We start from the raw sequence: 25,059 nt of genomic DNA, 5'->3' as shown, positions 1-25,059 counted from the left end.
AGGCAGAAGTATACCTCCGCCGCCCGTGCCATGACCGGCCAGCGCGACCAGCACTACTGATTCTGGCGCCGCCAGAGCTGGATATTCTTCTCGACCAGGGCATTCATCACACCCTGGCGGGCTAGCTTGTACATCGCGCGCGCAATCCGCCCGCGCATCTCGCCGCTATTGCAGGCAGAGCGATGCGACAGGGTAAGGTAGAGGTTCTCGTTGGCCACCGCCGGCGTCAGCGCCTTCATGTCGGCGATGTTCATCTTGGCCAGATAGGCGGCGGCCGGGGCGTCCTCGTATACCAGGTAGTCGGCCCGCGAGCGCTGCAGCATCTGGATGGCCTGCTCCAGGCTGGCCACCTGGCTGATCTTCAGGCTCTCCTTGGCATAGCGGTCGAACTCCTCGCCGAAGCTGTTGTTAATCACGGTCACGCCCTGCAGCGCGGCCAGATCGCTCCAGCGCCGATAGTTCAGCCGGCTGGCCTCGCGGGTCCAGACCACCGAGCGGGTCTCGCGGAAGGCCGGGTAGAAATAGTCCATGTACTCGGTGCGCGGCAGCGTGAAGAAAGCGCCGGCGATCAGATCTATGCGCCCGGCCCGCGACTCTTCCTGCACCCGGCCCCAGGGGCCGATATAGCGCACCTCGATGGGCAGGCCCAACTCCTTGCCCAGCATCTGCATCAGCTCGGTGTTGGCGCCGATCAGGCGCGACTCATCCTCCGGGTCGCGCCAGAGATAGGGCGGGTATTGCGGATTCCCGGAGGCCAGCAGCTGCTTGCAGGTCTCGTTAGCATTGACCTCGCGCGGGCTGAACAAGGCCGTCACAAGGGCAAGCAGCAGCATCGACATCCGCCGGTGGCGGGTATCGAATGCACGCGGCAGGGTGGAGAACTTGGCCTTCATCGATCCTCGACAACATGATCCGCTGCGCTGCCCGCATCGGCGGGCGGGTCGGGTCTTGTCGACCTTTCTATCACAGACGCGCGGACGGCATCCCTGCCGCGAGTCTGCAATGGCCGCCACTATCCCGCAAGCCGACGATTACCCCCGTTTGTATGCATCGGTGCGCTGGGCGCCCTGGATAATCGCTGCATGGAAACCTGGATGCATGAGCTGATGGCCGCCTTACTGGCGGCGCTGGCCCTGCCCAGGGTCGGCCTGGCGGCGATCTTCATCATCGCACTGGTCTCAGCCACCTTGCTGCCGATGGGCTCGGAGCCGGCGGTGTTCGGCCTGGTCAAGCTCAACCCCGAGATGTTCTGGCCTGCCGTGCTAGTGGCCACCGCCGGCAACACCGTCGGCGGCGCGATCAGCTGGTGGATGGGCTTTGGGGCCGAGCGGCTTTACGAACGGGCCGCGCACCACCCGCCGGCGCGAGCCCGCGCGCTGCAATGGCTGGAACGCTTCGGCGCCAAGGCCTGCCTGCTGAGCTGGTTGCCTCTGGTCGGCGACCCGCTGTGCGCGGTGGCCGGCTGGCTGCGGCTGCCGTTCTGGCCCTGCGTGTTCTATATGGCGATCGGCAAGTTCGGCCGCTACTTCATCATGACGGCGGCCCTGCTCTGGGTGTTTCCCTGACAATGCCAGCGGCGCCCACCGGCCCCTATTCGCACCATCTCGACCCACCAGCCCCACTCAACATCATGAGCACCACCGCCTACGACGATCTGCGCCAGCGCCACCAGCGCCTGCACCACCTGGCTCACCTGCAAGCCATCGCCTCCTGGGACCAGTCGGCCAATATGCCGGCCAAGGGCAATGAGGCCCGTTCGCTGGCGCTGGCCGAGATGGGCGGGCTGATGCACCAGTTGGCCACTGAGCCGGCGCTCAAAAGCCTGCTGGATGCGGCGGCCACCGAGTCGCTGGACGAGCTGCAGCGCGCCAATCTGCGCGAGATGCGGCGCGCCTGGATGAGCTCGAACGCCTTGCCCCAGTCCCTGGTCGAGGCCAAGAGCCTGGCGATCTCGCGCTGCGAGCATGCCTGGCGCAGCCAGCGCCCGGCCAATGACTGGTCCGGCTATTTGGAGAATCTGCGCGAGGTCGTGCGCCTGGCCCGCCAGGAAGCGCAGCTGCTGGCCGACAGCACCGGCCTGAGCCGCTACGACGCCTTGATGGACCAGTACGAGCCGGGCATGCGCGCGGCCGAGGTGGACCGCGTGTTCGGCGAGCTGCGCCAATGGCTGCCGGGCCTGATCCGCGCGGTGCAGGCCAAACAGGCCGGCGAGACCGTGCTGCAGGCCCAGGGCCCGTTCCCGACCGCAGCCCAGCGTGCGCTGGGCCAGGACGCGATGCGGCTGATGGGCTTTGACTTCGAGGCCGGCCGGCTCGACGAGAGCGCCCATCCCTTTTGCGGCGGTGTGCCCGAGGATGTGCGTATGACCACGCGCTACCGCGAGGACAGCTTTCTGCCCAGCCTGACCGGCACCATTCACGAGACCGGCCACGGCCGCTACGAGCAGAACCTGCCGCGCGAGTGGCTGGGCCAGCCGGTGGCGCGGGCGCGCTCGATGGGCTTGCATGAAAGCCAGAGCCTGTCCTTCGAGATGCAGCTGGGCAGCCACCCGGCTTTTGCCGGCCTGTTGAGCCCGCTGGTGAGCCGCCATCTGGGTGAGCAGCCGGCCTTCGCGCCGCAGAACCTGAACCGGCTGATGACGCGGGTCGCGCCGGGCTATATCCGCGTCGATGCCGACGAGGTCACCTACCCGGCCCACATCATCCTGCGCTACGAGATCGAGCGCGCGCTGATCGAAGGGCAGATCGAGTGCGAGGACATCCCGGCGCTGTGGGACGCCAAGATGATGGAACTGCTGGGTCTGGACACGCGCGGCAACTACCGCAACGGGCCGATGCAGGATGTGCACTGGGGCGCCGGCCTGTTCGGCTACTTCCCCTGCTACACGCTGGGCGCGATGTATGCGGCGCAATGGTTCGCGACCATGCGCCGCGCCATGCCCGAGCTCGACACCCGCATCGCTGCCGGCGACCTGGTCCCGGTGTTCGACTGGCTCAACACCCATATCTGGAGCCAGGGCAGCCGCTGGGAGACGCCCGAGCTGGTGAGGCGCGCCAGCGGCGAGACCTTGAATCCGGCCCATTTCAAGGCCCATCTCGAGTCGCGCTATCTGGGCTGAGGTCCGGGCTGAGGTCCGGGCTGAAACGCACAAGGGCGCCGAGGCGCCCTTGTTTTTGAGAAGGCGCTGTGGTCTCTACCCCGCAGCGCGTCCCACCAAAAAATCTTACTGTTGCGCGCGGCGGCGGCGAGCCACCAGGGCCATCGCGCCCAGGCCGGCCAGCATCAGCGCATAGCTCTCGGGCTCGGGCACGGCGCTGGTGACCGAGACGCGGTCCAGCGAGCTGCCCAGCGAGTCGCTGGTGCCCAGGGCTTCGAAGCGCAGCACCATGCTGGAGCCGCTGGCCTGCACCAGGGCACTGCCGGTCTGCCATTGATGGTTGCCGCTGATCAGGGCCTGCGCATCGGCGGTGCCCGAGGCGTCGCCGAAGCTCCAGGCCAGGCCATTGCTGGCGGCGGCTACGCCGGCGCGGTTCGAGTAGGCAAACTCCAGCGAATACCACTGGCCGGCCACCGTGGCGATGGTCTGGCTGATCCAGCTGTTGCCGGTGGTGTCGAGCTCGACAAAGTTGCTGCCGTCCAGCGCGCTGCCGGCGATGTTGTTGCGCAGCTCGACGCCGCGGGCGCCGGCGCTCCAGCCGGTCAGGCTGCTGTAGTTCGACCATTGGCCGTTGGCCTTGATCTCGGCTTCGAAGCTGCCGTTGTTGACCAGATTGACCGGCGATGCCAGGGCCAGCAGGGGGCTGGCGAGCAGGGCGGCGATGAGGGCTTTGCGCATGAGTTCTCCGAAGGGTGGAAGGCTTGCTGCTGGTTGGCAGCGCATGGCATGCAGTGTTGCAGCCGGCTCGGCCCCTGCCATCCCCCTGCGCGCAGGGGGTTCAGCCCCCGGTCGTGATGCAGATCACGCCGAGGCGCGTTCTTCGAGCCGGCCCAGCGTGTCGCGCAGGCGCTGCAGCGCCGCCTCGGTGGGCGTCAGGCGGCTTGGCGCCAGCAGGCGGCGCTGGCGGTCCTGCAGCACCGAGCGGCTGAGGGTCAGGCCTTGCCGGGCCAGCTTGGGGGCCAGTTCGGCGTAGCGCTGCAGCAGCGCGCCGCGGGTGGCCTGGTAGGCATGCTCGGCCAGATGACGGCGCTGGGCATAGCTGAAGGTGTTGGCCAGGAACATCTCGGCGTCGCGCGGATCGGGCTCGAACAGCAGGATGTCGGTGTCCGGGTGGCTCAGCTCGTAGCGCTTGAGCCCCAGCTCCAGGCGCGAATGGATCAGCGCGCGCAGGGTCTGGCTCAGCACCAGCGGCAGGCCGCCATCGGCGATGCGCGGGATGCGCGCATGCTCGTCGAAGCCGGCCTGGTAGGGCACCAGCGGGTTCAGGCAGATCAGCAGGTCCAGCCCCCGGTCCAGCAGCACCGAGGCATGGATGGTCTTCTTCAGCGCGCCATCGACGAAATGGCGGCCCTCGATCTCGACCGGCGGGAACAGCCCCGGCAGCGCCGCGCTGGCCTGCACCGCCCGCGAGATCGGCACATGGTCATGGCCCGGCGTGCCGAAGGGCACGGCCTCGCCGCTGTCCAGATCGGTGGCCACCAGTACCAGCGGGCGCCGCAGCTGCCGGAAGTCGTCGCTGCGGCCTGGCCGGCTGAACTGCTGGCGCAGTTGCTCGGCCATCACGTCGCCGCTCAGCAGCCCGGTCGGCAGCGCGCGCCCCAGTCGCTCGAAGGCGGCCAGCAGCGAGCGGCCCTGCACGGCGGTCTGCCACAGCGCCTGGCCCAGCAGGCCCGGCAGGCTGCCCAGCCGCGCCAGATACTCGTCCCAGGCGGGGCGCAGCAGCAGGCTGGGCTCGAAGCTGACCGGCGCCTCGGCATCGTTTTCGATAAATGCGGCGCAGAGCTCGCGCGGCGTCAGCCCGTTGACCAGGCCGGCCGCGATGAAGCCCCCGGCGCTGACGCCGATATAGCCATCGCAGGCGCTGAAGTCCAGCCCGTCAATCGCTTCTTCGAGTGCGCACAGCGCGCCGATTTCGTAGATGGCGCCCAGCGGCCCGCCGCCGGCCAGGGCCAGGCCTATGCGTGCGGGGCCGCGCCGGGGGGCGCGGCGCTTCGATGCGGGCATGGATCAGTGAGTGGCGACTAGCGCGCTCAGGCCTGCGCGGCGGCGGCCGGCTTGGCGGCGCGCTTGCGCGGGGCGGCCTTGGGGACAGGTGTTGCCTTGGGCGCGGCGGCCTTCTTGGCGGCAGGCTTCTTGGTGGCTGTCTTCGCTGCGGCCTTGGGTGCGGGCTTGGTGACGGCCTTGGCCGCCGGTTTCGCTGCCGGCTTGGCCGCAGCCTTGCGGGCCGCCGGCTTGACACCGGTCGCGGCGCTCAGCGCGTCGATGCGGGCAATCAGCGCGTCGATGTCCTTGGCGGTAGGCACGCCCAGGCGCTTGAGCGCGCTGGCTACCCGCTCCTCGAAGATCGACTCCAGCTTGTCCCACTGCTGGCCGGCCTTGGCGCCGACCTCGCCGGCCATGCCGCTCATCTTGCTGGTGACGGCGCCGAGCTTCTCTTCGGCCGCGCTCTGGGTTTTCTTCTGCAGGGTCAGGCCTTCCTTGACCAGGGCCTCGAAGACCTTGCCGCCTTCGCCCTGGGCCTTGGCGAACGCGCCCAGGCCGGCGGCCCAGATCTGCTGGGCCGAGTCCTTGACGGACTGGGCCAGCTGGCTGTCCAGCAGGCCGGCCGGGATGCCAGGGATAGCGCCGTTGGAGCCGGCCTTGTTCTTGGCGGCCATCTTCTGAAGCTTCTTGACCATGGTCTGCGGTCCTATGTCTGTGGAGGGTGGCTTCACTATAGGGCCGCAACAGGCGGCCGCAGCGGTCAATCCTAGTGAGTGCGCTCTATCGCCCACCTCCGGGAAAGCGCCAGCTTCGGGAAAGCGCGCAGCGGCGGCCCGGCGCAGTTGGTCAAGAATGGCCGCAAACATCCCAATGGAGACACAGCATGCAGTATTTCGTCACCGGCGCCACCGGCTTCATCGGCAAACGCCTGGTCAAGAAACTGCTGGCGCGGCGCGGCAGCACGGTCCATTTCCTGCTGCGCGAGGAGAGTCGCGACAAGGTGCCGGCCCTGCTGGAGTTCTGGGGCGTCGGCAAGACGCGCGCGCTGCCGGTGTTCGGCGATCTGAATGCGAAGAAGCTGGGCGTGGCGGCCGATCAGATCAAGGCGCTGAAGGGCAAGGTCGACCATGTCTACCACCTCGCCGCGATCTACGACCTCGCCGCGCCTGAGGACGAGCAGGTGCGGGCCAATATCGACGGCACCCGCGCGCTGGTCGAGTTCGCCCAGGCCATCGAGGCCGGCCATGTCCACCATGTCTCGTCGATCGCGGCGGCCGGTCTGTATGAGGGCGTGTTCCGCGAGGACATGTTCGAGGAGGCCGAGGGCCTCGATCACCCTTACTTCATGACCAAGCACGAGAGCGAGAAGATCGTGCGCAAGGAGTGCAAGAGGCCCTGGACCGTCTACCGGCCGGCCATGGTGGTGGGCGACTCGGCCACCGGTGAGGCCGACAAGATCGACGGCCCCTACTACTTCTTCAAGCTGATCCAGCGCCTGCGCCAGATCCTGCCGCCCTGGATGCCCTCGGTGGGCCTGGAGGGCGGGCGGGTCAACATCGTGCCGGTGGACTTCGTCGTCAACGCGCTGGACCACATCAGCCATCAGCAGGCCAGGAAGAGCGGCGCCTGCTTCCATCTGGTCGACCCGGTGGGCTACCGCGTCGGCGATGTGCTGGACATCTTCTCCAAGGCCGCCCACGCGCCGAAGATGAATCTGTTCGTCAACGCCGCGCTGCTGGGCTTCATCCCCAAGAGCGTCAAGAAGGGCTTGATGGCGCTGGCGCCGGTGCGGCGCATCCGCCATGCGGTGATGAAGGACCTGGGCCTGCCCGAGGACATGCTGACCTTCATCAACTACCCGACCCGCTTCGACTGCCGCGAGACCGCGGCCGTGCTGAAAGGGTCAGGTATTGCCTGCCCGAACCTGAAGGACTACGCCTGGCGGCTGTGGGACTACTGGGAGCGTCATCTCGACCCCGACCTCTTCATCGACCGCAGCCTGAAGGGGGCGACCGCCGGCAAGGTGGTGCTGGTGACCGGCGGCTCCTCGGGCATCGGCCTGGCGGCAGCGATGAAGTTTGCCGAGGCCGGCGCGATCACGCTGATCTGCGCGCGCGACGCTGCCAAGCTGGCCGAGGCCGAGCAGGAGATCCGCAGCTTCGCCGGCCCCAAGGCCCAGGTGCACAGCTTCTCGGCCGATATTGCCAACGAGCAGAGTTGCGCCGAGCTGATGGCCTGGATCAGCACGAATTTTGGCGGTGTCGACTTCCTGATCAACAACGCCGGCCGCTCAATCCGCCGCGCCATCGAGGGCAGCTACGAGCGCTTCCACGACTACGAGCGCACGATGCAGCTGAACTACTTCGGCTGCCTGCGCGTGACCATGGGCCTGCTGCCCGGCATGGTGGCCAAGAAGAAGGGCCATGTGGTCAATATCTCCAGCATCGGCGTGCTGACCAATGCGCCGCGCTTCTCGGCCTATGTGGCCAGCAAGGCCGCGCTGGACGCCTGGACCCGCTGCGCCTCCAGCGAGTTCGCCGACCAGGGCATCACCTTCACCACCATCAATATGCCGCTGGTGCGCACGCCGATGATTGCGCCGACCAAGATCTACAACAATGTGCCGACCCTGGCGCCCGAGGAGGCCGCCGACATGATTGCCCAGGCCTGCATCGCCAAGCCGGTGCGCATCGCGACCCGGCTGGGCATCACCGGCCAGCTGATGCATGCGCTGGCGCCGCGGGTGGCGCAGATCGCGATGAACACCAGCTTCCGCATGTTCCCGGACAGCGATGCGGCCAAGGGCGAGAAGGGCGGCAAGCCCCAGCTCTCTGCCGAAGCGATTGCGCTGCAGCAGATGATGAAGGGCATTCACTTCTGAGTCTGGTCAGCCGCCCAGCCACCATCGAAGCAGCAGAAACAGCAAGATTCCACACAGCACGGTGAGCAGCGCGGCCCCGGTCGGGGCATCGTCGTCAGCGTCTCCCCTGAGTTGGTCCAACATACGGGCCATTGTGGTGTCCCGCCAGTCGCGGGTCCGCTTGTTGGGGCGCAGCGCCGACGCGGTCTGAGACTGCCTTCGTGCGGCTCTGGCCGCGATATCGGCGCGCCACTCGGCCTCCACCTTGTCCAGCAGCGGTGTCAGGTCCAGCAGCGAGGGCGCCAGCACCGCATGGCCGCATTGGGTGCAGGCGGTGTGGCGGCTCGGGTCCAGCGCCGCGCCGCAGCCGTGGCAGGCCCAGGCCCACAGCGCGGCGGGGCGTTGGCGCTCGCCGGTCTGTGGGTCACGGCCTGGCCCCAGCCGCAGCGCCTGGGTCAGGCGCGGCAGGTCCAACATCAACAGCGGGCTCTCGCAATATCGGCAGGCCTCCTCGCGCCCCTCGGCGGGCGCGCCGCAGTTCAGGCAGCAAAGCGCGCGGCGCTCGTCCTGCAGCACCCGGCGGTCGGCCGGCAGCAGCGGTCGCACCAGGCCGCGCTCGGCCAGCACACCGGCGTGGCTGTGCAGATGGCCGCCGCAGCTCGGGCACTCCAGCGCCGGGAAGCGGCCGAAGCGGGTGCTGTTCTGCACCGGCTTGAGCGTGACGCGGCAAACCGGGCAGGCCAGCTTGGCCGCACGCGGCGCCGGCAGCGGCGCGCTCGGCCCCTGCGGCTCCTGCAACTCGCGCAGCAGCGCGATCCAGCCCAGGCCTGCCAATTGCACCGACTCCAGCCGGTCGAACCAGACCAGCCGGCAAGGCGCGCAATGGTCCACCGGCACGCTCGCGCTGCCATGGCTGGCCAGGTTCAGATGCGCCATCGGCGCGGCACATTGGGGGCAGGGGAGTTGGTGGGGCTGGCCGGTCAGCTGCATGGAAGGGGGAAAAGGTCGCGTCAAGATGACTGTGAGAGGCTGCGAAGCTGGCTACGACGACAGCCAACGACTTTAACGGCTTCGGCATAAAGTCCACCCCCATGCAATTCCACGCCGCCGTTTTTCCTGCCGCCTCGTCCGCCGACCCCGCAGCCAGCACCGCAGAGGCCTGGCACTTCGTCTTTGTCGGAGGCCGCCTGCTGCTGCGCGAGCAGGTCTTGAGCCCGCAGCCGCCGGCCCTGTTCGAGCCGGTGCAGGGGCGCCGCCACTATCTCGGCCGGCTGGACGAGCGCGATTGCTGGGCGCTGCAACTGGCCGAGGCGCCGCCGGGCTTCGAGGCGCTGCCGCTGCGCGCCGCGATGATGACACTGCCCGAGCCGCTGATGCAGCTGGCCGGGCGTGCGGCCCAGGTGCTGGAGTGGGAGCGGACCCATCGCTTTTGCGGCGTCTGCGGCACGGCGACCGAAGCGCTGGCGCATGAGAGGGCGCGGCGCTGCCCGGCTTGCGGCCAGGTCTGCTACCCACGGCTGAGCCCGGCGATGATGGCCCTGGTGTGGCGCCGCACGGCCGCCGGCCCCGAGCTGCTGCTGGCGCGCTCGCCCGGCTATGCGCCGGGCTTCTACAGCGCGCTGGCCGGCTTTGTCGAGGCCGGCGAATCGCTGGAGGACTGTGTGCACCGCGAGGTGGCCGAGGAGGTCGGCGTGCGGGTCACGAATCTGCGCTACTACGGCAGCCAGAGCTGGCCCTTTCCGCACAGCCTGATGGTGGCCTACACGGCCGAGTGGGTGGACGGCGAGATCGTGCCGCAGGCCGGCGAGATCGAGGATGCACGCTGGTTCCCGCTCGACGGCTTGCCCGGCATCCCGCCGCGCTTCTCGATCGCCGGCCACCTGATCCGCGATCAGGTGGCGGCGCTGAGCGAGGTTTAGCGGCGTTTAGAAACCGGCCAGCACCAGCTTGCCGATGCTGCGCTGGCTCTCGATCAGCGCATGGGCCTTTTTCAGGTTCGCAGCATTGATCGTGCCGAGCACCTGGCCCAGGGTGCTGCGCAGCTCGCCGGCGTCGATGCGGCGGGCCAGCTCGGCCAGCAGCCGGCCCTGCTCGGCGATGTCGTAGGTGGTGTGCATCGAGCGGGTGAACATCATCTCCCAGTGCAGCGACAGGCTCTTGCCCTTCAGTGCCATCACATTGAGCTGCTCCGGCGCGAAGTCGTCGATCAAGGCCAGCCGGCCCTGCGGCTCCAGGGCCTCGACCAGCTGGCCGAAGTGCTGCGGCGTGTGGGTCAGGCTGGCCACATAGCGCAGCGGCGCGGCGCCCAGCGCGGCGATCTGCGCGGCCAGCGGCTGGCTGTGGTCGATCACGTGATGGGCGCCCAGCTCGCGCAGCCAGGCGGCGGACTCGGGCCGCGAGGCCGTCGCGATCACGGTCAGGTGCGGCAGCGCGCGCGCCAGCTGCACGAGGATGGAGCCAACGCCGCCGGCCGCGCCGGTCACCAGCAGGCTGACCGGCCGCTCGGGCCGGGCCTGCACTTCCAGCCGATCAAACAGCAGCTCCCAGGCGGTGATGCCGGTCAGCGGCAGCGCGGCGGCCTCGGCGTCGCTGGCGCTGCGCGGGGCCAGCGCGGCGATGCGATGGTCCACCGTCTGGAACTGCGCATAGCTGCCGGCGCGGGTGATGTCGCCGGCATACCAGACGCGGTCGCCGAGGGCGAAACCCTGCACCGCTGGACCCAGGCCGCGCACGATGCCCACCGCGTCCCAGCCCAGCAGCACCGGCGTGTGGCCGTCGGCGCTGTTGCGGCTGGCGCGCACCTTGGCGTCGACCGGGTTGACCGCGATGGCGCAGATCTCGACCAGCAGATCGAGCGGGCCGGGCGTCGGTGCGGGCAGTTCGAGATCGAGCAGGGACTCGTCGGCGGTGATGGGCTGGGCCTTGAAATAGCCGATGGCTTGCATGGGGAACTCCTTCGGGAAACATTGCGATGGCTGTTATGGTGAGGCTTGCCGGCTTTCTTAAAAAGCCGCTTTAATATGATTCAGTTTCAAATGAAAATTGAAAATACAGACGAGCTGCGCCTGCTCATCGAATGCGCACGCGGCGGCAGCCTGACGGCCGCCTCGCGCGCGTTGCAGATCACGCCGGCGGCCGCCAGCGCGATGCTGAAGAAGCTCGAAACCCGGCTGGGCGTGCGCCTGGTCGAGCGCAGCACGCGGGCGCTGCGCCTGAGCGCCGCCGGCGAGCGGCTGCGCGATTACGGCCAGCGGGCCTTGGAACTGCTCGACGAGGGCGTGGCCCTGCTCGATGAGGGCGGCCCCGGCGCGGCTTCGCGCACGCTGCTGCGCGGCCGGCTGCGCGTCAGCGCCTCCAGCGATCTGACGCGCCAGGTCTTGCTGCCGCTGCTGGATGCCTTCCTCGATCAGCATCCGGGTCTGGAACTGCAGCTCAGCGTCAGCGACTCGCTGCTCGATGTGGTGCGTGACGATGTCGACCTGGCGCTGCGCTATGGCGAGCTGGCCGACTCGCGTCTGGTGGCGCGGCGCCTGTGCGCGGTGCGGCGCTGCGTGGTGGCCGCACCGGCCTATCTGGCCCGTGCCGGCCGGCCGGCGCATCCCAGCGAGTTGGCCACGCATGACTGCCTGACGATGAAGATACGCAACCGCATCGAGCAGGAATGGCGCTTGCGCCCGCGTGAACAGCCCGAGGCGACGCCGCTGCTGCTGCGGGTGCGTGGGCGGCGCAGCTGCGACGACGGCGCGCTGGCCCATCGCTGGGCGCTGGAGGGCCGCGGCGTGATCTACAAGAGCGAGCTCGATGTGCGCGCCAGCCTGGCCAGCGGCGCCCTGGTCGAGCTGTTCCCGGACTGGATCGGCGACGAGCTGCCGCTGCATGCGGTGATGCCCAGCCAGCGCTTCATGCCGCAGCGGCTGCGGCTGCTGGTCGAACATCTGGCGACGCATCTGGCCTAGCGTGGTTTTCCGGCATGGCAAGGGCCGGCTGTCCTACAGGCAGCGGCGAGGATGCAGGGCAAGCTGTCGGCATTGCAGTGAGAGCCCAAGGAGTCTTGCCATGTTGAACAGCATCAGCCAACTCAGCGGATCCACGCTCAGCGCGAGCGATGGCGAGGTCGGTGAGGTCAAGGAAGCCTATTTCGATGATCAGGCCTGGACTATCCGCTATCTGGTGGTCGATACCGGCTCCTGGCTGGCCGGGCGCGAGGTGCTGATCTCGCCCTATGCGGTGCAGCCGCCGCTGGGCCGGGTCAAGGAGATCCAGGTCGGACTCAGCCGCGAGCAGGTCGAGAAAAGCCCGGGCATCGACACCCACAAGCCGGTCTCGCGCCGCCATGAGCGGGTCTATCTGGACTATTACAACTATCCGCAGTACTGGGGCGGTGTCGGTCTGTGGGCGATGGAGGCCCTGCCGGTGCTGCCGCCGACCGGCCTGCAGAGCCAGGCCGAAATCGAGCGCGCCGAGCAAGACCTGGCCCCCGAGGATGTGCATCTGCGCAGCAGCGCCAATGTCAGCGGCTACGACATCCATGCGCTCGACGGCAGCCTCGGCCATGTCAAGGACTTCATCTTCGACGAGGCCTCCTGGGCGATCCGCTATCTGGTGGTCGACACGCGCAACTGGTGGCCGGGCGGCAAGAAGGTGCTGATCGCCACGCACTGGATCGACCGCATCGAGTGGAGCGAGAAAACTGTCTACACCCAGCTGACGCGCGAGCAGATCAAGAACAGCCCCGAATACGACGACAGCGTGCTGCTGAACCGCGAGTTCGAGGAGCGGCTGCACCAAGCCCATGGCCGGCCCGGCTACTGGGATTGAAGACGATGCACCCAAACCCAGCGAAAGAGCGCCCATGAGCACCACACCCCGCCAACAGCTGTGGGACCTGATCAAGGACATCCGCTTCGCGATGTTCACCACCCTGCATGACAACAGCCATCTGCACTCGCGGCCGATGACCACGCAGAACCAGAAGCTGGAGGACGATGACTGCCTGTGGTTCTTCATGTCGCGCAGCGGCGAGCCGGTCGACGAGCTGGCCGCCGAGGCCATGGTCAACCTGGCCTATGCCGACCCCGATCAGGACCGCTATGTCTCGGTCTCGGGCAGCGCCAGAGTGGTCAGCGATATGGCCAAGGCCTGCGAGCTCTGGTCGCCGCTGGCCAAGGCCTGGTTCCCCGGCGGGGTCGATGACCCGGATCTGGCCCTGGTCGAGGTCAAGATCATCCACGCCCACTACTGGGACATGAAGGAAAGCAAGCTCACCCAGCTCTACACCATGGCCAAGGCGGTGGTCACCGGCAAGCCGCCCACCTCGCTGGGCGAGAGCGGCGAGATCCGCCTGCGCTAGAAATTTCATCTTTCCATCCAAGTGGATGGTGCTAATATGGACTTATGCCCGCACGCAGCACCTCCTCCCTGGCTCCCGGTCGACCTGTCGACGAGAAGATCACCATCAATCTCGGCTTTGTCGACCTGGGTCAGATCGACCTGCTGGTGCAGGAAGGCTTTTATGCCAACCGCAGCGATCTGATCCGGGCAGCAATCCGCAACCAGCTGGCCACGCATGCCGAGGCCGTCCGGCAGTCGGTGGCGCGCAAGACCCTGGTGCTGGGTATCCAGCACTTCAGCGCTGACGACTTCCGCGCGCTGCAGGCCGCCGGCCAGACCTTGCAGATTCGCGTGCTCGGCCTGGCCAGCATCGCGACGGACGTCAGCCCGGAACTCGCGCTGGCGGCCATCGAATCCATCACCGTGCTGGGCGCTTTGCATGCCAGCCCGGCGGTCAAGGCGGCGTTGGCCGACCGTATCCGCTGACCTTACCGAGACCCTCCCCATGAACTCATCGTTCGGCCATCTGATGACCGAGGCCACGCGCCTGACCCAGGCCGGCGATCTGCGGGCCGCCACCGCGCTGATCCAGTCGGCGCTGGGTGCCGCCACGCCATCGCCAACCGGCGCGACCGCGCACGCGGATCAGGGCGATGTCATCGACGTCGAGGCGCGCGAGGTCCCGCACGCCGAGCCCGCCGAGCCCGCCGCTGGCGAACAGTTTCTCCCCGGCAGCCATACCGGGGCGGCCGGCACCCGGGCCTACAAGCTCTATGTGCCGCCCGGCTATCACCAGGGTCAGTCCTTGCCCCTGGTGCTGATGCTGCATGGCTGCAGCCAGGATCCCGATGATTTCGCGCGCGGCACCGGCATGAACGAGGCCGCGCGGGCGCAGGGTTTCCTGGTCCTCTATCCGGCGCAGACGAAGCACGCCAACAGCTCCGGTTGCTGGAACTGGTTCAAGCACAACCATCAGCGTCGTGGCAGCGGCGAGCCGGCACTGCTGGCCGGCATGACCCGGCAGGTGATGCAGCAATACGGCATCGATGCACGGCGCGTCTATGTGGCCGGGCTGTCGGCCGGCGGCGCGATGGCGGCAATCTTGGGCTCCTGCTACCCGGAGCTGTTCGCGGCTGTGGGCGTGCATTCCGGCCTGCCGGCGGGGGCGGCGAGCGATCTGCCCTCGGCGTTGGCGGCGATGCGCGGCGGCGCCGGCGACCGTCCCGCGTCAGCGCCCGACAGCCCGCCGACCATTGTTTTCCACGGCGACCGGGACGCCACCGTCCATCCGCGCAACGGCGAGCAGATCGCCGCCGCCGGCATGGCGGCCCCTGAGCGCGAGCGCGGCTCGCAGGGACGGGCCTACACCCGCGACATCTACCGCGATGCACAGGGCCGCCCGCGTGCCGAGCATTGGCTGGTGCATGGCGCCGGCCATGCCTGGTCGGGCGGCCGTGCCGGCGGGTCCTACACCGACCCGCAGGGACCGGACGCCAGCGCCGAGATGCTGCGCTTCTTCTTCGCCAACCCGCGGGCTTGAGGGCGAGGCGCGGGCCTAGGGCTTGCGGCCGCCGACCACCAGCAGCACCACGCCCAGCGCGATCGCGGCCGCGCCGGCCCAACCCGGCACATTGACGGTCTGCTTCTCCTTGACCGACAGCTCGATCGGGCCCAGCTTCACATCATGGGTTTCCTTGGTGTAGCTGAAGTTGCCGTAGAGCAAACCCAGCACGCCGGCGATGATCAGGGCGATGGCGGCGATCCGAACGGTGTTCATGGTGGGCGCTTTCTGGGCTGTTGGGTTTGCGGCCGAGGATAGCAGCGCCCGCCCTCATTCGGGCCGGTCGCGCGCAACCTGGGCCAGATAGGGCGCCACATCGGGCTCGCGCAGGGGCTTGAGCAGCACGCGCACCGTGTTGAGCCTGTCGTTGGCCGGCACACCCTCGCGGCGGCGCAGCTCGACAAAGCCCAGCTGCCGCCAGAAAGCCTCCGCCCTGGCGTTGCCCAGCACCACGCCCAGCCGCATCCAGCGCGCGCCCTGAGCCGCCGCCCATTGCTCCAGCGCCCGGTAGCAGCGCGGCGCGATGCCCTGGCCATGCAGGGCCGTGGCGATGATGAACAGCGCTACATGCCAGCAGCCCTCGATCACCAGATCGCTGTCGACGATGGCGATGCCGATCAGCGCCGGCGCGGTGTCCGGCGCTTCGCGCCACAGCCCGATATTGAAGTGCTCGCGCCAGCTCAGCTCTGCCGGCGGCCGCTCGGCCAGCTCGGTGGCGGCCTCGTCGGGCTTGGGCGGCGCGCCACCGATGCGCTCGAAATACTCGGGGTTGGCCTCGAGAAAGGCCTGCAGCAGCGGCGCGTCGGCGGGGTCGAAGCGGCGTGCCGCGACGAGCTCATCGACGCGAAACAACAGTGGGTGCTTGGTGCTCACGGCGTCACCGGCTCGAAGCGCGCCAGCGGCGCCATCCGGGCGCGGTGCAGCTGCAGCTGCTTGGTGTCGGCGTGGTAGCTGTCGGTGCGCTCCAGCGCCTGCATGAATTGCTGCTCCAGGCTCATGTCGGGGCAGGCGCGCAGCGTGCTGGCCAGCTTGTCGAAGCGCAGGCGCAGCGGCGCGCCTTGCTCGGCCTGGCCGAAGAAACCGTTGCAGCCGTTGTGGCCGCTGACGCGCAGGCTTTGGCCGTCGAGCTTGAAGCTCAGCGTCGGCACGCGCCCGCCCGCGTCGGGCTTGACCGGCTGGCCCATCAGCTCCACCAGCCGCCATTCGCGGCCCTCGGCGATCAGCAGGGGGTCGGGTTTTGCTGCGGATGCGGGGGGGGCCGGCGGGTTCGCGCTCGGCGGCGGGGGGACGGCAGCCGGGGTGGCGCAAGCACTCAGCATGACGCTCAGCAGGGTCAGACAAAGTCGGGTCTTCATCGAAATCATCCTTGTGATTCAACGCGGGTGAGATGGGAGACCCTCAGGATAGCGTCTGCTCCGACCGCACTGTCACTCGCGATGTCCATCCTCAGGCGGCCTGCGGGATCGGGTCTGGCGGCGCCTGCAGCTTCTGTTGCAGGCGTGCCAGCAGGCGGAAGCGCCGGAAGGTGCGGCGGATATCGGTGTTGACGGCCGTGACGTAATGGTGCGGTTTTGGTCCCAACAGGTGGCGGGTCGGTTGTTTCATGCTCAGCTCCTGGTCATTGGTGATTGGTGGACTCAACGATAAAAGGGCCGGGTCGGCAGAAAAACCAGCCGGGCCGCAAAAAAGCATTCGCGTTTCAGCAACGACCACGGCAAGGCCCGCCTCAATGGAAATCCCGGCTGGGCATCAGGATGGGCCCCAGCAGGTGCGAGAGGTCCCTGAAGTCCTGGGCCAGCAGATGGGCCACGCCGTTTTTTTCCTTCTGCCAGCGGCCTCGCACGGCCAGCAGGCGGGCGCCGATGATGGTGGAGCGGTGCTTGGCGTAGACATCGGCCCAGACGATGACCTGCACATTGCCGCCCTCGTCCTCCAGCGAGACGAAGATCGTGCCCTTGGCGGTCTGCGGGCGCTGGCGCACGGTGACGATGCCGCAGGTGCGGGCGCTGCGGCCGTTGGGCCAGCCGAGCAGCTCGGTCGAGCTGAGCAGGCCGCGCTGGCTCAGCTGCGGCCGCAGGATGGCCAGCGGGTGGCTGCGCAGGGTCAGGCCGGTGGCCGCATAGTCCCAGCGCACCTCCTCGCCCTCGGCGGCGGCGGGCAGCGCCAGCTGGGCCTCGCCCTCGGCCTCCTGCGCCCCGGCCTCGCGCAGCAGCGGTGGCAGCCTGTGCCAGGCCGTCGCCTGCCAGACCTGCTGGCGACGGTGCCCGGCCAGCGATAGCAGCGCGTCGGCGGCGGCCAGCTGCTGCATTTCGCGCTGCTCCAGTCTTGCACGCAGGGCCAGGTCTTGCGCATCGGCAAACGGCGCCTCGGCACGCGCCGCGACGATGCGTTGGGCCGCCTCGGCCGACAGGCCGGACACCAGGCGCAGGCCCAGGCGCACGGCCAGGTCTTGTTTGGCATCGGGCGCAGGCTCCAGGCTGCTGTCGATCGCGCTGAGGCTGACATCGGCCGGCCGCACCTCGACGCCGTGGCGCCGCGCGTCCTGCACCAGCTGGCTCGGCGTGTAGAAACCCAGCGGCTGCGAGTTCAAGAGCGCGCAAAGAAAGATCGCGGGCTCATGGCATTTGAGCCAGCAGGACACATAGGTCAGCAGCGCGAAGCTGGCAGCGTGGGACTCCGGAAAACCATAGGAGGCGAAGCCCTTGATCTGCTTGAAGATGCGCTCGGCGTATTCGTCTTCGTAGCCGTTGCGGCGCATATTGCCGATGATCTTCTCGTAGAACTGCTGCAGATCGCCGGGCCGCTTCCAGGCCGCCATCGCGCGGCGCAGCTGGTCCGCCTCGCCGGCCGTGAAGTCGGCGGCGATCATCGCGACCTGCATCACCTGCTCCTGGAAAATCGGCACGCCGAAGGTGCGTTCCAGTGCCGGCTTCAGGCCCTGGGGGTAGTCGATCTGGCGGCCGGCACGGTGCTCGGCGCGGTTCTTCAGATAGGGGTGCACCATACCGCCCTCGATAGGCCCGGGCCGCACGATGGCCACCTCGACCACCAGGTCGTAATAGTTCTGTGGCCGCAGCCGCGGCAGCATCGACATCTGCGCACGGCTCTCGATCTGGAACACGCCGACGGTGTCGGCCTTGCAGATCATCTCGTAGGTCGGCGGGTCGCCCTCGGGGATGCTGGCCAGGTCGTAATCCTTGCCGCGCCACTGGCGGTAGAAGTCGAAGCAGCGCCGCAGACAGCTCAGCATGCCCAAGGCCAGCACGTCCACCTTCATCAACCCGACGCTGTCCAGATCGTCCTTGTCCCACTCGATCACCGTGCGGTCTTTCATCGCCGCGTTCTCGATCGGCACCAGCCGGTCCAGCGGGCCCTGGGTCAGCACGAAGCCGCCGACATGCTGGCTCAGATGGCGCGGCATGCCCATCAGCTGGCGTGAGAGCTGCACCAGCTGGCGCAGCGGCTGCCCGCCGGGGTCCAGATCGAGCTCGGCGCAGAGCTGGCTCAGGCGCTCGTCGGGCAGCGACTCCTCGGACCAGCCATGGTGGTCCAGCGCCAGCCGCTCCAGCAGCGGCTCGTCCATGGCCAGCGCCTTGCCCACATCGCGGATCGCGCTTTTGGCGCGGTAGCTGATCACGGTGGCGGCCAGCGCGGCGCGCTCGCGGCCGTATTTGCGGTAGAGGTACTGGATCACCTCCTCGCGCCGCTCATGCTCGAAGTCCACATCGATATCGGGCGGCTCGTTGCGCTCCTTGCTGATGAAGCGTTCGAACAGCAGGGTGCTGCGGCCCGGGTCGACCGAGGTGATCTTCAGGCAGTAGCAGACCACGCTATTGGCCGCCGAGCCGCGGCCCTGGCAGAGGATGCCGAGGTGACGCGCATGGGCGACGATGTCGGCCACGGTCAGGAAATAGTGCTCGTACTTCAGATCTTCGATCAGGGCCAGCTCGTAATCGATGCGCTCGCGCCACTGGTCGGGCACGCCGTCCGGCCAGCGACTCTGCATGCCCGCATAGGTCAGCCGGCGCAGATGGCTGGCCGGCGTCTCGCCGACCGGCACCACCTCGCTGGGGTACTGGTAGCGGATCTCGTCCAGCGAGAAACTGCAGCCCGCCATCAAGACCAGGGTCTGCGCCAGCAGGTCGGCCGGATAGAGCTGGGCCAGCCGCAGCCGGCTGCGCAGATGGCGTTCGGCATTGGGCTGCAGGTCCAGGCCGCAGTCACGCACCGGCCTGCCCAGCCGGGTGGCGGTCATCACATCCTGCAGCGGCTTGCGCGAGCGCAGATGCATATGCACATCGCCGCAGGCCACGAGCGGCAGCGCGGTGGTCTCGGCCACCGCGCGCAGGCGCTGCAGCCACAGCTCGTCGCCGATCTCGCGCAAGAGCTCGACGCCGATCCAGGCCTGGCCCGGGTGATGGCGCAAGAGCCACAGCGCTGGTGCCAGCAGAGCGTCGTCGTCCGCCTCTCGACGCGGCAGCAGGATCAGCTGGCAGCCGGCGAGCCGCCCGGGCTGCAGCTGGGCGCGGTGCAGCCGGTACTGGCCCTTGCTCGCGCTCTCGCGCCGCAGCATCGTGATGAACTGGCAGAGGTTGCCGTAGCCCTCCAGATGGCGGGCAATGGCGACGATCTTGAACTCCGGATCACCTGCCGCGTCGTCACGCACCAGGAACTCCGCGCCGATCAGCAAGCGAGGCAGGGCGGCCTGCGGCTCGGCCTCGCGCAGACGCTTGAGCTGGGTATAGGCCCGCACCACGCCGGCCAGCGAGCATTCGTCGGTGATCGCGAGGCCGGCATAGCCCAGCCGGTGTGCGCGCTCGACCAGCTCCTCGGGATTGGAGGCGCCGCGCAGAAAGCTGAAATTGCTGAGGCAATGCAGTTCCGCGTACTCGGGGATCATGTAGCCCCCCGCCCGCAGGCACGCGGTCGGCCCCCCGAGGGGGCCTGGCCGTTCTTGGGGCGGCCCGGCGAACGGCCGCTCATGCGAACACCCCATGCAGAAACCAGCCAGCCTCGTCCTTGGAGAGCCTTTGCTGGTAGATCCACAAGAGCCCGGCCTGCGGACTCAGCGCCAGCACATAGTCGCGCTGCACCACGCCCGGCCCCGCGCCTTGCTGCCACCAGCCGCCTTCGATGCGCTGCGGCCGGGTCAGCAGCTGCAGCGGCTCGCCCAGATGGCTCGGCTGGCTGGCGCGCACCTCCAGCCGCTGCGGCGGCTCCAGCAGCCAGGCGGGCTGCGGCACCAGCGGCGCGCGCGCTGCTGCAGGGCGAGCCGGGCCGGGCCAGGGCTCCCAGCGCTGCATGCCTTCCATCCGGTGGTCTTCCAGCAGCTGGCCGGCGCGCACCCGCTCGGGCCCCAGGCGCACGGCCAGGCGCTCCAGCAGGCGCGGCAGCGGTTCGGTGGCCTCGTCGGGCCCGGAACCGGAAGAGAGGGGCAGCAGGCTGGCTGCCTGCTCGGGGCGCAGCATCACCTCATCGGCGCGCAGGCTCAGCTCGCCGACCGGCGCGGCCAGCTCCAGCCGCGCCAGATGCTCGGTCAGCAGCCGGCTCAGATGGCGCAGATCGCGGCTCGGATCGGCAGTGCCGAACTGCAGCGCGCCGTCCAGCGCCACATCGCGGCCGCGCATCGCATCGTGCTGCCAGGCCAGGGTCAGCTGCTTGACGCCGGCCTGGCGTGCGGCCAGCCAGCCGCACAGCTGGCGCAGCAGGGCTTCGGCGTAATGCACCAGGGCCGGGGCGTGCTCGATGCGAAACGGCAGTTCCAGCCGTGCCTCGAAACGCTCCGGTGCCTGCAGCCAGGCGTGGGCCTCCTGGCTGTGGCCGTAGGCACGGTCCAGGGCCAGCAGCAGGCCATCGCCGAAACGCCGGCCGACGGCGCGGCGCGGCAGCGTGCGCAGCTGGCCCAGGCGCCGGCAGCCCAGGCGCAGCAGCATGGCCTCATGGGCGCGGGCGGCGCTCAGCGTGCCCAGCGGCAGGGCGTCCAGCAACTCGTCCAGCGGCGTGCTCAGGCCGTCGTGCTGACCGACACGCGCCAGCGCCAACGCGCCCAGGCTGGTCGGTGCCCAAGCCATGCCGGCCAGGCCCAGATCCCTAGCCTCGCGCCACAGCCGCCGGTGCAGGCGCTGCGCGCCGCCGAACAGGCGCAGGCTGGCACCGACCTCCAGCACCACGGCCTCCTCCAGCCGTGCCACCCGTGGCGTGAACTGCAGCGCCCACCAGCCCAGGGCGCGCAGATCCGCCTCGGTGGACGGGCCCTCAGGCGTCGAGGGCGACGATGCGCGCAGGGCGAGCCAGTGCATCGCGCAACTCCTGTGGCGATCTGTTGGGGGCCAGCGGGGCCGGCCGCGAGGCGTTCAGCAGCCGTGCCGCCAGCACCGGAGCCAGCGCCGGCGGCACGGCCTGCAGGCGCAGCGGCGCTGCCAGCGCTGGGCCGCGGCGCTTGATCAGACGCAGCTCCAGGCCCCAGGCTTCCTGGGGCTGCAGCACGAGGCGCAGTGGCGCGGCCGAGGATTGCGCCGCCGCCGGCTCGGGCCGGAACACAAAGCAGGGCGCCTGCGCCCCCAGCGCGCAGGCCTGCAGCCGGCGCAGCTGCTCGGGCCGCGTCGAGGCCGGCAGCCAGGCCAGCACGGCGCCGGCGGCATTGGCCTTGAGCACCTGCTCCAGCGTCCACAGGATCTGGATCGGCGTGGCGGGGGCCAGCCAGACGAGCTGCCTGCTGTTCAGGCCCCAGGCCGCCAGGCCGGGCAGATGCGGTGTGAAGGGCGGGTTGATCAGCAACAGGCTGCGCCCGCCGGCCTGGGCTGCCGCCAGTGCCGGTCCCAGCAGCCGGAACTCGCAGACCCCCGGGCGCGGCTGCAGGATCTCGCTGAGGCTGCGGCCTGGCCAACCGCCGCCGGGCAGGGCGGCGTCCAGCGCGGCGAAGCCGCTGGGCAGGCCCGGGCTGCTGCCATGGGCCAGCTCGGAGCCGCGCCAGAGCGACTGGCGCAGCGGGCCTTCGAGCAGGGAGAGGGGGGCGTGCATGGGGACTGCAATGATTCAATAACTGTATGTTTATACAGTATATGGCCGGCAGATGTAGCGGCTGCGGTGTGCAGTTTTTGGCCTCGCTGTGCTGCTACCGCTCGAGCAAGGGGGTAACAACCCGCGCCGGTCTCGCCATATCGGTTAAAACCCTGGGGTGCGCCGACTTGTATCGGCGCGTATCGGGAGGTTGCCGCTCATGAGTTCGCGAGAAGAGATGTCGATGCCGCTGGAAACGGCTCGCCTGCTGCTGCGAGCCCCTCGCGAACAGGACCTGGACGAGATCTACGGCCTGCATGCCGATCCGGTCACCAACCGCTTCAGCCCCGGCGGCCCGCTGCACTCCGCCGAGGCCGCTGCCAGCTTGCTGCAAGGCTGGCTGGCTCACTGGCAGAGCCAGGGCTTCGGCTACTGGGTGATTGCCGAGCGCGAGCACCCGGAGCAGTTGCTGGGCTGCGGCGGCATCATGAACAGGCCTATCGGCGGCCAGCCGGGCCTTTATCTGTATTTCCGTTTCCGGCCCCATGCCTGGGGTCGCGGCTATGCCTCGGAGATGGCCCAGGCAGCGCTGGCCCAGGCCTTCGACATCCTGCATGCCCCCGCCGTGCAGGCGGTGGTGCAGCCGGCCAACACCCCCTCGCGCAAGACGCTGGAGCGCATCGGCATGCTGCTGAAGGGCTCGCTGGCCGATGTGCCGGGCCAGGCGCCCAGCCTGGTCTACGAGATCACGGCGGCGCGCTGGGCCACGCTGCCGAAGACGCCGCCGGAGCCGACGCCGTTCGGGGCTTAGCGCCTGCCAAGGCAGGTGTTTTGGAGACATCGGCCAGAAACATCTCAAACCACCTGCCAAACCATCCGAAAACGCATGTAAAGCGCAAGCAGCGCTTATAGTCCTGTCAAAGCAGGAGAAATGATGCGCAAAGTGGTGGCCGAGCCCTTTCCCGACCCGCTGATCCGCGATGCCGCTGCATTCGGGCAGGCGGTGCGCGCCGCGCGCACCGCTGCGGGCATCAGCCTGGAAGCCGCCGCCCAGGCCCTGGGAATCAGCAAGGCGACGCTAGGATCCCTGGAAGGGGGCTCGGGCACCGTCGCGCTCGGCACCGCCTTGCGCGTGGCGCGAGAGCTCGGCGTGGCCGTGTTCGCCACGCCCCTCGCGGCGCAATTCGAGGCCGCCACGGCCTTGCAGACCCTGCGGAAAACCGAACCGGGCCCCTGGGGTGGCCCCAGCGCAGCCCCATCGGACCCCGCGAAACCGGCGCGTGAACGCGGGCACACCGCATGATCCAGCTCGCCATCTGGGCAGGTCATGATCGCGTCGGCACGCTGTCCCACGACGGGCCGAGCAATCTGTTCGACTTCAGCTACGCCGAGGCTTGGCAGCAAGGGCCTCGCAGTTTCCCGCTGAGTCCGCAGATGCCGCTGTTCACCGCCGCCCATGCTGCGGGCACCCCTGCCTTCGGCGAACTGCCGGCGCAGACGCGCTCGGCCATCGCCCGCGCCTTCTTCCAGAATCTGCTGCCTGAAGGCCAGGCGCTCGAAGTCGCCGCCCAGGCCAACGGCCTCGCGCGCGGCAACCTGGCCGGGCTGCTCGCGGCCCTCGGCGCCGAGACGGCGGGCGCCCTGCGCGTGACGCTGCTCGATGACACGCCATCGCCCGCAGCACCAGCTCTTCGCCCCCTGCCGCTCGCCGAACTGAGCGAGCGCATCCGCAGTCGCCCCGAGCAACCGTTCTCCATCTGGGACGGCAAGGTGCGCCTCTCCATCGCCGGCCTGCAGGACAAGATCGCCGTCTATGAGGACGGCGGCAAGCTCTTCCTCGCCAACGGCGACGGCATCGCCTCCACCGTCATCCTCAAGCCCGCGCCCGCCAACGCCCGCTTGGCTGAGCTGCCGGCCATCGAGCACAGCTGCATGCGCCTGGCCGCCGCAGCCGGCATAGCGACGGCCAGGACCCGGCTGTTGCATGTTCCCGAGCCGGTCCTGCTCGTCGAACGGTTCGATCGGCGGCGCAGCGGCGACGGTGGCATCGAGCGCCTGCACATCATCGACGCCTGCCAGGCCTTGGGGCTGGCTCCCGAGCTCAAGTACGAACGTGCCTACGGCGACCAGGACGCCGTGAAGCACCTGCGCGACGGCGCAACCTTGCCCGGCCTCTTCGGTCTCGCCGACCTCAGCCCCGCGCCCTTGGCCATGCGCACGCAGTTGCTGGACCGCCTGCTCTTCAATGTCCTGATCGGCAACTCCGACGCCCATGGCAAAAACTGGTCGTTCTTCGTGGGCCCACAGGCCGGTCTGCTCACCCTCGCGCCTGCCTACGATCTCGTCGACGTCGAAGCTGTTGCCCACGAGCATATGAGCACCAGCTTTGCCATGGGCATCGGCGACGCCTTCAGCCCCGAGGAACTCACGCCGTTCGAGTGGGCCAGCATGGCCGCGCAGTGCCGGCTCGCACCCCGGCACCTCGCCGCACGCCTCAGGGCCTTGAGCGGGATCTTGCCTCGGCTGCTCCGTGATGCCCATGACGGTCTGGCGCAGCAAGGCGTACCGCCCGCGCTGCTGGCCCGCATGGAAGAGCGGCTGCAAAGGCGCTGCGCCAAGGGTTCGGCCCAGGCCGCTGACATCGCACAAGTGCCCCCAAATCTGCTTTGACCGCCTGGCGGCGTCTCAAAGCTCAGGTGACGGGGTCTTGCCGGATCAGCTGGGCTTGTAGGCCACCACGTCGATCTCGACCTTGGCGTCCACCATCAGGCGGGCCTCGGTGGTCGAGCGGGCCGGTTTGCCGTTCGGGAAGTAGCTCATATAGACGCGGTTGAAGGCGCCGAAGTCGCGCGCATCGTCCAGCCACACGGTGCTCTTGCAGACATCGTCCAGCGTGCAGCCGGCCAGCGCCAGCACGGCCTTCAGATTAGCCATCACCTGGTGGGTCTGGGCTTCGATGCCGCCGCTGATGATCTCGCCGGCCGCATTGGCCGGCACCTGGCCCGACACATAGATGAAATCGCCGGCCCGCACGGCGGGCGAGAAGGGGCGGGCTTGTTGGTCGGAGGCGACGGGCGGGGCGCCCAGGTATTCCAATGGCATGCTTGGCTTTCAGGATGGATGAATGAAAGTGTATTTCAACATCATTCGCTGAACAGCGGGTTTTCT

General features: G+C 68.8%; 26 protein-coding genes. 12 read left to right on the top strand and 14 right to left on the bottom strand.

The window, feature by feature from the left end; translation table 11 throughout:
- Positions 1-53: 53 nt before the first annotated feature.
- A complete protein-coding gene (locus O5M90_RS10290; protein ID WP_269838645.1) occupies positions 54-833 on the bottom strand; it encodes a substrate-binding periplasmic protein in 780 nt (259 codons plus the stop codon).
- Between the two features lie 249 nt (positions 834-1,082).
- On the opposite strand from O5M90_RS10290, the gene O5M90_RS10285 reads away from it, so the two are divergent.
- Positions 1,083-1,565, top strand: a complete 483-nt coding sequence (locus O5M90_RS10285) for a YqaA family protein (RefSeq protein WP_269838646.1) — start codon at positions 1,083-1,085, stop codon at positions 1,563-1,565.
- 65 nt (positions 1,566-1,630) lie between these two features.
- Complete coding sequence (locus O5M90_RS10280) at positions 1,631-3,118, top strand: carboxypeptidase M32 (RefSeq protein ID WP_269838647.1); 1,488 nt, start codon at positions 1,631-1,633, stop codon at positions 3,116-3,118.
- Positions 3,119-3,223: 105 nt separating this feature from the next.
- On the opposite strand, the gene O5M90_RS10275 is transcribed toward O5M90_RS10280, so the two are convergent.
- The 3 genes from O5M90_RS10275 to O5M90_RS10265 all read right to left on the bottom strand — a co-directional run bounded on the left by O5M90_RS10275 (position 3,224) and on the right by O5M90_RS10265 (position 5,835).
- On the bottom strand, positions 3,224-3,835 hold the full coding sequence (locus tag O5M90_RS10275; RefSeq protein WP_262970031.1) for a PEP-CTERM sorting domain-containing protein: 612 nt from the start codon (positions 3,833-3,835) through the stop codon (positions 3,224-3,226).
- A 123-nt stretch (positions 3,836-3,958) separates the two neighbouring features.
- On the bottom strand, positions 3,959-5,161 hold the full coding sequence (locus O5M90_RS10270) for a patatin-like phospholipase family protein (RefSeq protein ID WP_440402006.1): 1,203 nt from the start codon (positions 5,159-5,161) through the stop codon (positions 3,959-3,961).
- Positions 5,162-5,187: 26 nt separating this feature from the next.
- Positions 5,188-5,835: a phasin family protein gene (locus tag O5M90_RS10265; protein ID WP_269838648.1), complete on the bottom strand. Its 648-nt coding sequence runs from the start codon at positions 5,833-5,835 to the stop codon at positions 5,188-5,190.
- 188 nt (positions 5,836-6,023) lie between these two features.
- Between O5M90_RS10265 and O5M90_RS10260 the strand changes: the two genes are divergently transcribed.
- Positions 6,024-8,021 (top strand): SDR family oxidoreductase, encoded by a 1,998-nt coding sequence (locus tag O5M90_RS10260; RefSeq protein WP_269838649.1) that lies wholly within the window; start codon positions 6,024-6,026, stop codon positions 8,019-8,021.
- Positions 8,022-8,027: 6 nt separating this feature from the next.
- Here the strand turns inward: O5M90_RS10260 and O5M90_RS10255 are convergent, their stop codons facing one another.
- Positions 8,028-8,990, bottom strand: coding sequence for a TFIIB-type zinc ribbon-containing protein (locus tag O5M90_RS10255; RefSeq protein WP_269838650.1), 963 nt, complete (start codon positions 8,988-8,990; stop codon positions 8,028-8,030).
- 101 nt (positions 8,991-9,091) lie between these two features.
- On the opposite strand from O5M90_RS10255, the gene nudC reads away from it, so the two are divergent.
- Positions 9,092-9,919 (top strand): NAD(+) diphosphatase, encoded by an 828-nt coding sequence (gene nudC / locus O5M90_RS10250; RefSeq protein ID WP_269838651.1) that lies wholly within the window; start codon positions 9,092-9,094, stop codon positions 9,917-9,919.
- Between the two features lie 6 nt (positions 9,920-9,925).
- Here the strand turns inward: nudC and O5M90_RS10245 are convergent, their stop codons facing one another.
- Positions 9,926-10,945 carry a zinc-binding alcohol dehydrogenase family protein gene (locus O5M90_RS10245; protein ID WP_269838652.1) on the bottom strand — a complete coding sequence of 340 codons (1,020 nt, stop codon included), beginning with the start codon at positions 10,943-10,945 and terminating at the stop codon, positions 9,926-9,928.
- Between the two features lie 90 nt (positions 10,946-11,035).
- Here O5M90_RS10245 and O5M90_RS10240 point away from each other — a divergent pair, with 90 nt between their 5' ends.
- The 5 genes from O5M90_RS10240 (at position 11,036) to O5M90_RS10220 (ending at position 14,871) form a co-directional block, all read left to right on the top strand.
- Positions 11,036-11,956 (top strand): LysR family transcriptional regulator, encoded by a 921-nt coding sequence (locus tag O5M90_RS10240; RefSeq protein ID WP_269838653.1) that lies wholly within the window; start codon positions 11,036-11,038, stop codon positions 11,954-11,956.
- 100 nt (positions 11,957-12,056) lie between these two features.
- Complete coding sequence (locus tag O5M90_RS10235) at positions 12,057-12,818, top strand: PRC-barrel domain-containing protein (RefSeq protein WP_137941124.1); 762 nt, start codon at positions 12,057-12,059, stop codon at positions 12,816-12,818.
- A 34-nt stretch (positions 12,819-12,852) separates the two neighbouring features.
- The gene (locus O5M90_RS10230; protein ID WP_137941123.1) at positions 12,853-13,350 is read left to right on the top strand and encodes a pyridoxamine 5'-phosphate oxidase family protein; all 498 of its coding nucleotides are present in this window, start codon (positions 12,853-12,855) and stop codon (positions 13,348-13,350) included.
- A 44-nt stretch (positions 13,351-13,394) separates the two neighbouring features.
- Positions 13,395-13,817, top strand: coding sequence for a CopG family transcriptional regulator (locus O5M90_RS10225; protein WP_269838654.1), 423 nt, complete (start codon positions 13,395-13,397; stop codon positions 13,815-13,817).
- Between the two features lie 19 nt (positions 13,818-13,836).
- The gene (locus O5M90_RS10220; RefSeq protein WP_137941121.1) at positions 13,837-14,871 is read left to right on the top strand and encodes an extracellular catalytic domain type 1 short-chain-length polyhydroxyalkanoate depolymerase; all 1,035 of its coding nucleotides are present in this window, start codon (positions 13,837-13,839) and stop codon (positions 14,869-14,871) included.
- A 15-nt stretch (positions 14,872-14,886) separates the two neighbouring features.
- Here the strand turns inward: O5M90_RS10220 and O5M90_RS10215 are convergent, their stop codons facing one another.
- The 7 genes from O5M90_RS10215 to imuA all read right to left on the bottom strand — a co-directional run bounded on the left by O5M90_RS10215 (position 14,887) and on the right by imuA (position 21,912).
- Positions 14,887-15,108, bottom strand: coding sequence for a hypothetical protein (locus tag O5M90_RS10215; protein WP_137941120.1), 222 nt, complete (start codon positions 15,106-15,108; stop codon positions 14,887-14,889).
- Positions 15,109-15,162: 54 nt separating this feature from the next.
- Positions 15,163-15,765 carry a GNAT family N-acetyltransferase gene (locus tag O5M90_RS10210; RefSeq protein ID WP_269838655.1) on the bottom strand — a complete coding sequence of 201 codons (603 nt, stop codon included), beginning with the start codon at positions 15,763-15,765 and terminating at the stop codon, positions 15,163-15,165.
- Positions 15,762-16,247 carry an META domain-containing protein gene (locus O5M90_RS10205; RefSeq protein ID WP_440402004.1) on the bottom strand — a complete coding sequence of 162 codons (486 nt, stop codon included), beginning with the start codon at positions 16,245-16,247 and terminating at the stop codon, positions 15,762-15,764. Before O5M90_RS10205 ends, O5M90_RS10210 begins: the two co-directional genes overlap by 4 nt.
- Before the next feature lie 91 nt (positions 16,248-16,338).
- The gene (locus tag O5M90_RS10200) at positions 16,339-16,497 is read right to left on the bottom strand and encodes a hypothetical protein (protein WP_171018104.1); all 159 of its coding nucleotides are present in this window, start codon (positions 16,495-16,497) and stop codon (positions 16,339-16,341) included.
- A gap of 121 nt (positions 16,498-16,618) precedes the next feature.
- Positions 16,619-19,792, bottom strand: coding sequence for an error-prone DNA polymerase (locus tag O5M90_RS10195; RefSeq protein WP_440402003.1), 3,174 nt, complete (start codon positions 19,790-19,792; stop codon positions 16,619-16,621).
- A 79-nt stretch (positions 19,793-19,871) separates the two neighbouring features.
- Positions 19,872-21,191 carry a Y-family DNA polymerase gene (locus O5M90_RS10190; protein ID WP_440402002.1) on the bottom strand — a complete coding sequence of 440 codons (1,320 nt, stop codon included), beginning with the start codon at positions 21,189-21,191 and terminating at the stop codon, positions 19,872-19,874.
- Positions 21,148-21,912 (bottom strand): translesion DNA synthesis-associated protein ImuA, encoded by a 765-nt coding sequence (imuA, locus tag O5M90_RS10185; protein ID WP_440402001.1) that lies wholly within the window; start codon positions 21,910-21,912, stop codon positions 21,148-21,150. The genes O5M90_RS10190 and imuA overlap by 44 nt, the downstream gene beginning before the upstream one ends.
- Positions 21,913-22,111: 199 nt before the next feature.
- On the opposite strand from imuA, the gene O5M90_RS10180 reads away from it, so the two are divergent.
- From O5M90_RS10180 to O5M90_RS10170, 3 genes are all read left to right on the top strand, one after another.
- On the top strand, positions 22,112-22,702 hold the full coding sequence (locus tag O5M90_RS10180) for a GNAT family N-acetyltransferase (RefSeq protein ID WP_262970017.1): 591 nt from the start codon (positions 22,112-22,114) through the stop codon (positions 22,700-22,702).
- A 120-nt stretch (positions 22,703-22,822) separates the two neighbouring features.
- Positions 22,823-23,194, top strand: a complete 372-nt coding sequence (locus O5M90_RS10175) for a helix-turn-helix domain-containing protein (RefSeq protein ID WP_269838660.1) — start codon at positions 22,823-22,825, stop codon at positions 23,192-23,194.
- A complete protein-coding gene (locus O5M90_RS10170; RefSeq protein ID WP_269838661.1) occupies positions 23,191-24,561 on the top strand; it encodes a HipA domain-containing protein in 1,371 nt (456 codons plus the stop codon). Before O5M90_RS10175 ends, O5M90_RS10170 begins: the two co-directional genes overlap by 4 nt.
- A 45-nt stretch (positions 24,562-24,606) precedes the next feature.
- On the opposite strand, the gene O5M90_RS10165 is transcribed toward O5M90_RS10170, so the two are convergent.
- Positions 24,607-24,993 (bottom strand): RidA family protein, encoded by a 387-nt coding sequence (locus O5M90_RS10165; RefSeq protein WP_269838662.1) that lies wholly within the window; start codon positions 24,991-24,993, stop codon positions 24,607-24,609.
- Positions 24,994-25,059: the final 66 nt, after the last annotated feature.

The sequence above is a fragment of the Paucibacter sp. M5-1 genome (assembly GCF_027498415.2).
Classification (GTDB): Bacteria; Pseudomonadota; Gammaproteobacteria; order Burkholderiales; family Burkholderiaceae_C; genus Roseateles_E.
This window is presented reverse-complemented; position numbering and strand designations above follow the sequence as displayed.

Excerpts from the sequence above, each read along its gene's own strand:
- O5M90_RS10290 (WP_269838645.1), bottom strand. The coding sequence starts at position 833 with ATGCTGCTGCTTGCCCTTGTGACGGCCTTGTTCAGCCCGCGCGAGGTC.
- O5M90_RS10285 (WP_269838646.1), top strand. The coding sequence starts at position 1,083 with ATGGAAACCTGGATGCATGAGCTGATGGCCGCCTTACTGGCGGCGCTG.
- O5M90_RS10280 (WP_269838647.1), top strand. The coding sequence starts at position 1,631 with ATGAGCACCACCGCCTACGACGATCTGCGCCAGCGCCACCAGCGCCTG.
- O5M90_RS10275 (WP_262970031.1), bottom strand. The coding sequence starts at position 3,835 with ATGCGCAAAGCCCTCATCGCCGCCCTGCTCGCCAGCCCCCTGCTGGCC.
- O5M90_RS10270 (WP_440402006.1), bottom strand. The coding sequence starts at position 5,161 with ATGCCCGCATCGAAGCGCCGCGCCCCCCGGCGCGGCCCCGCACGCATA.
- O5M90_RS10265 (WP_269838648.1), bottom strand. The coding sequence starts at position 5,835 with ATGGTCAAGAAGCTTCAGAAGATGGCCGCCAAGAACAAGGCCGGCTCC.
- O5M90_RS10260 (WP_269838649.1), top strand. The coding sequence starts at position 6,024 with ATGCAGTATTTCGTCACCGGCGCCACCGGCTTCATCGGCAAACGCCTG.
- O5M90_RS10255 (WP_269838650.1), bottom strand. The coding sequence starts at position 8,990 with ATGCAGCTGACCGGCCAGCCCCACCAACTCCCCTGCCCCCAATGTGCC.
- nudC (WP_269838651.1), top strand. The coding sequence starts at position 9,092 with ATGCAATTCCACGCCGCCGTTTTTCCTGCCGCCTCGTCCGCCGACCCC.
- O5M90_RS10245 (WP_269838652.1), bottom strand. The coding sequence starts at position 10,945 with ATGCAAGCCATCGGCTATTTCAAGGCCCAGCCCATCACCGCCGACGAG.
- O5M90_RS10240 (WP_269838653.1), top strand. The coding sequence starts at position 11,036 with ATGAAAATTGAAAATACAGACGAGCTGCGCCTGCTCATCGAATGCGCA.
- O5M90_RS10235 (WP_137941124.1), top strand. The coding sequence starts at position 12,057 with ATGTTGAACAGCATCAGCCAACTCAGCGGATCCACGCTCAGCGCGAGC.
- O5M90_RS10230 (WP_137941123.1), top strand. The coding sequence starts at position 12,853 with ATGAGCACCACACCCCGCCAACAGCTGTGGGACCTGATCAAGGACATC.
- O5M90_RS10225 (WP_269838654.1), top strand. The coding sequence starts at position 13,395 with ATGCCCGCACGCAGCACCTCCTCCCTGGCTCCCGGTCGACCTGTCGAC.
- O5M90_RS10220 (WP_137941121.1), top strand. The coding sequence starts at position 13,837 with ATGAACTCATCGTTCGGCCATCTGATGACCGAGGCCACGCGCCTGACC.
- O5M90_RS10215 (WP_137941120.1), bottom strand. The coding sequence starts at position 15,108 with ATGAACACCGTTCGGATCGCCGCCATCGCCCTGATCATCGCCGGCGTG.
- O5M90_RS10205 (WP_440402004.1), bottom strand. The coding sequence starts at position 16,247 with ATGAAGACCCGACTTTGTCTGACCCTGCTGAGCGTCATGCTGAGTGCT.
- O5M90_RS10200 (WP_171018104.1), bottom strand. The coding sequence starts at position 16,497 with ATGAAACAACCGACCCGCCACCTGTTGGGACCAAAACCGCACCATTAC.
- O5M90_RS10195 (WP_440402003.1), bottom strand. The coding sequence starts at position 19,792 with ATGATCCCCGAGTACGCGGAACTGCATTGCCTCAGCAATTTCAGCTTT.
- O5M90_RS10190 (WP_440402002.1), bottom strand. The coding sequence starts at position 21,191 with ATGCACTGGCTCGCCCTGCGCGCATCGTCGCCCTCGACGCCTGAGGGC.
- imuA (WP_440402001.1), bottom strand. The coding sequence starts at position 21,912 with ATGCACGCCCCCCTCTCCCTGCTCGAAGGCCCGCTGCGCCAGTCGCTC.
- O5M90_RS10180 (WP_262970017.1), top strand. The coding sequence starts at position 22,112 with ATGAGTTCGCGAGAAGAGATGTCGATGCCGCTGGAAACGGCTCGCCTG.
- O5M90_RS10175 (WP_269838660.1), top strand. The coding sequence starts at position 22,823 with ATGATGCGCAAAGTGGTGGCCGAGCCCTTTCCCGACCCGCTGATCCGC.
- O5M90_RS10170 (WP_269838661.1), top strand. The coding sequence starts at position 23,191 with ATGATCCAGCTCGCCATCTGGGCAGGTCATGATCGCGTCGGCACGCTG.
- O5M90_RS10165 (WP_269838662.1), bottom strand. The coding sequence starts at position 24,993 with ATGCCATTGGAATACCTGGGCGCCCCGCCCGTCGCCTCCGACCAACAA.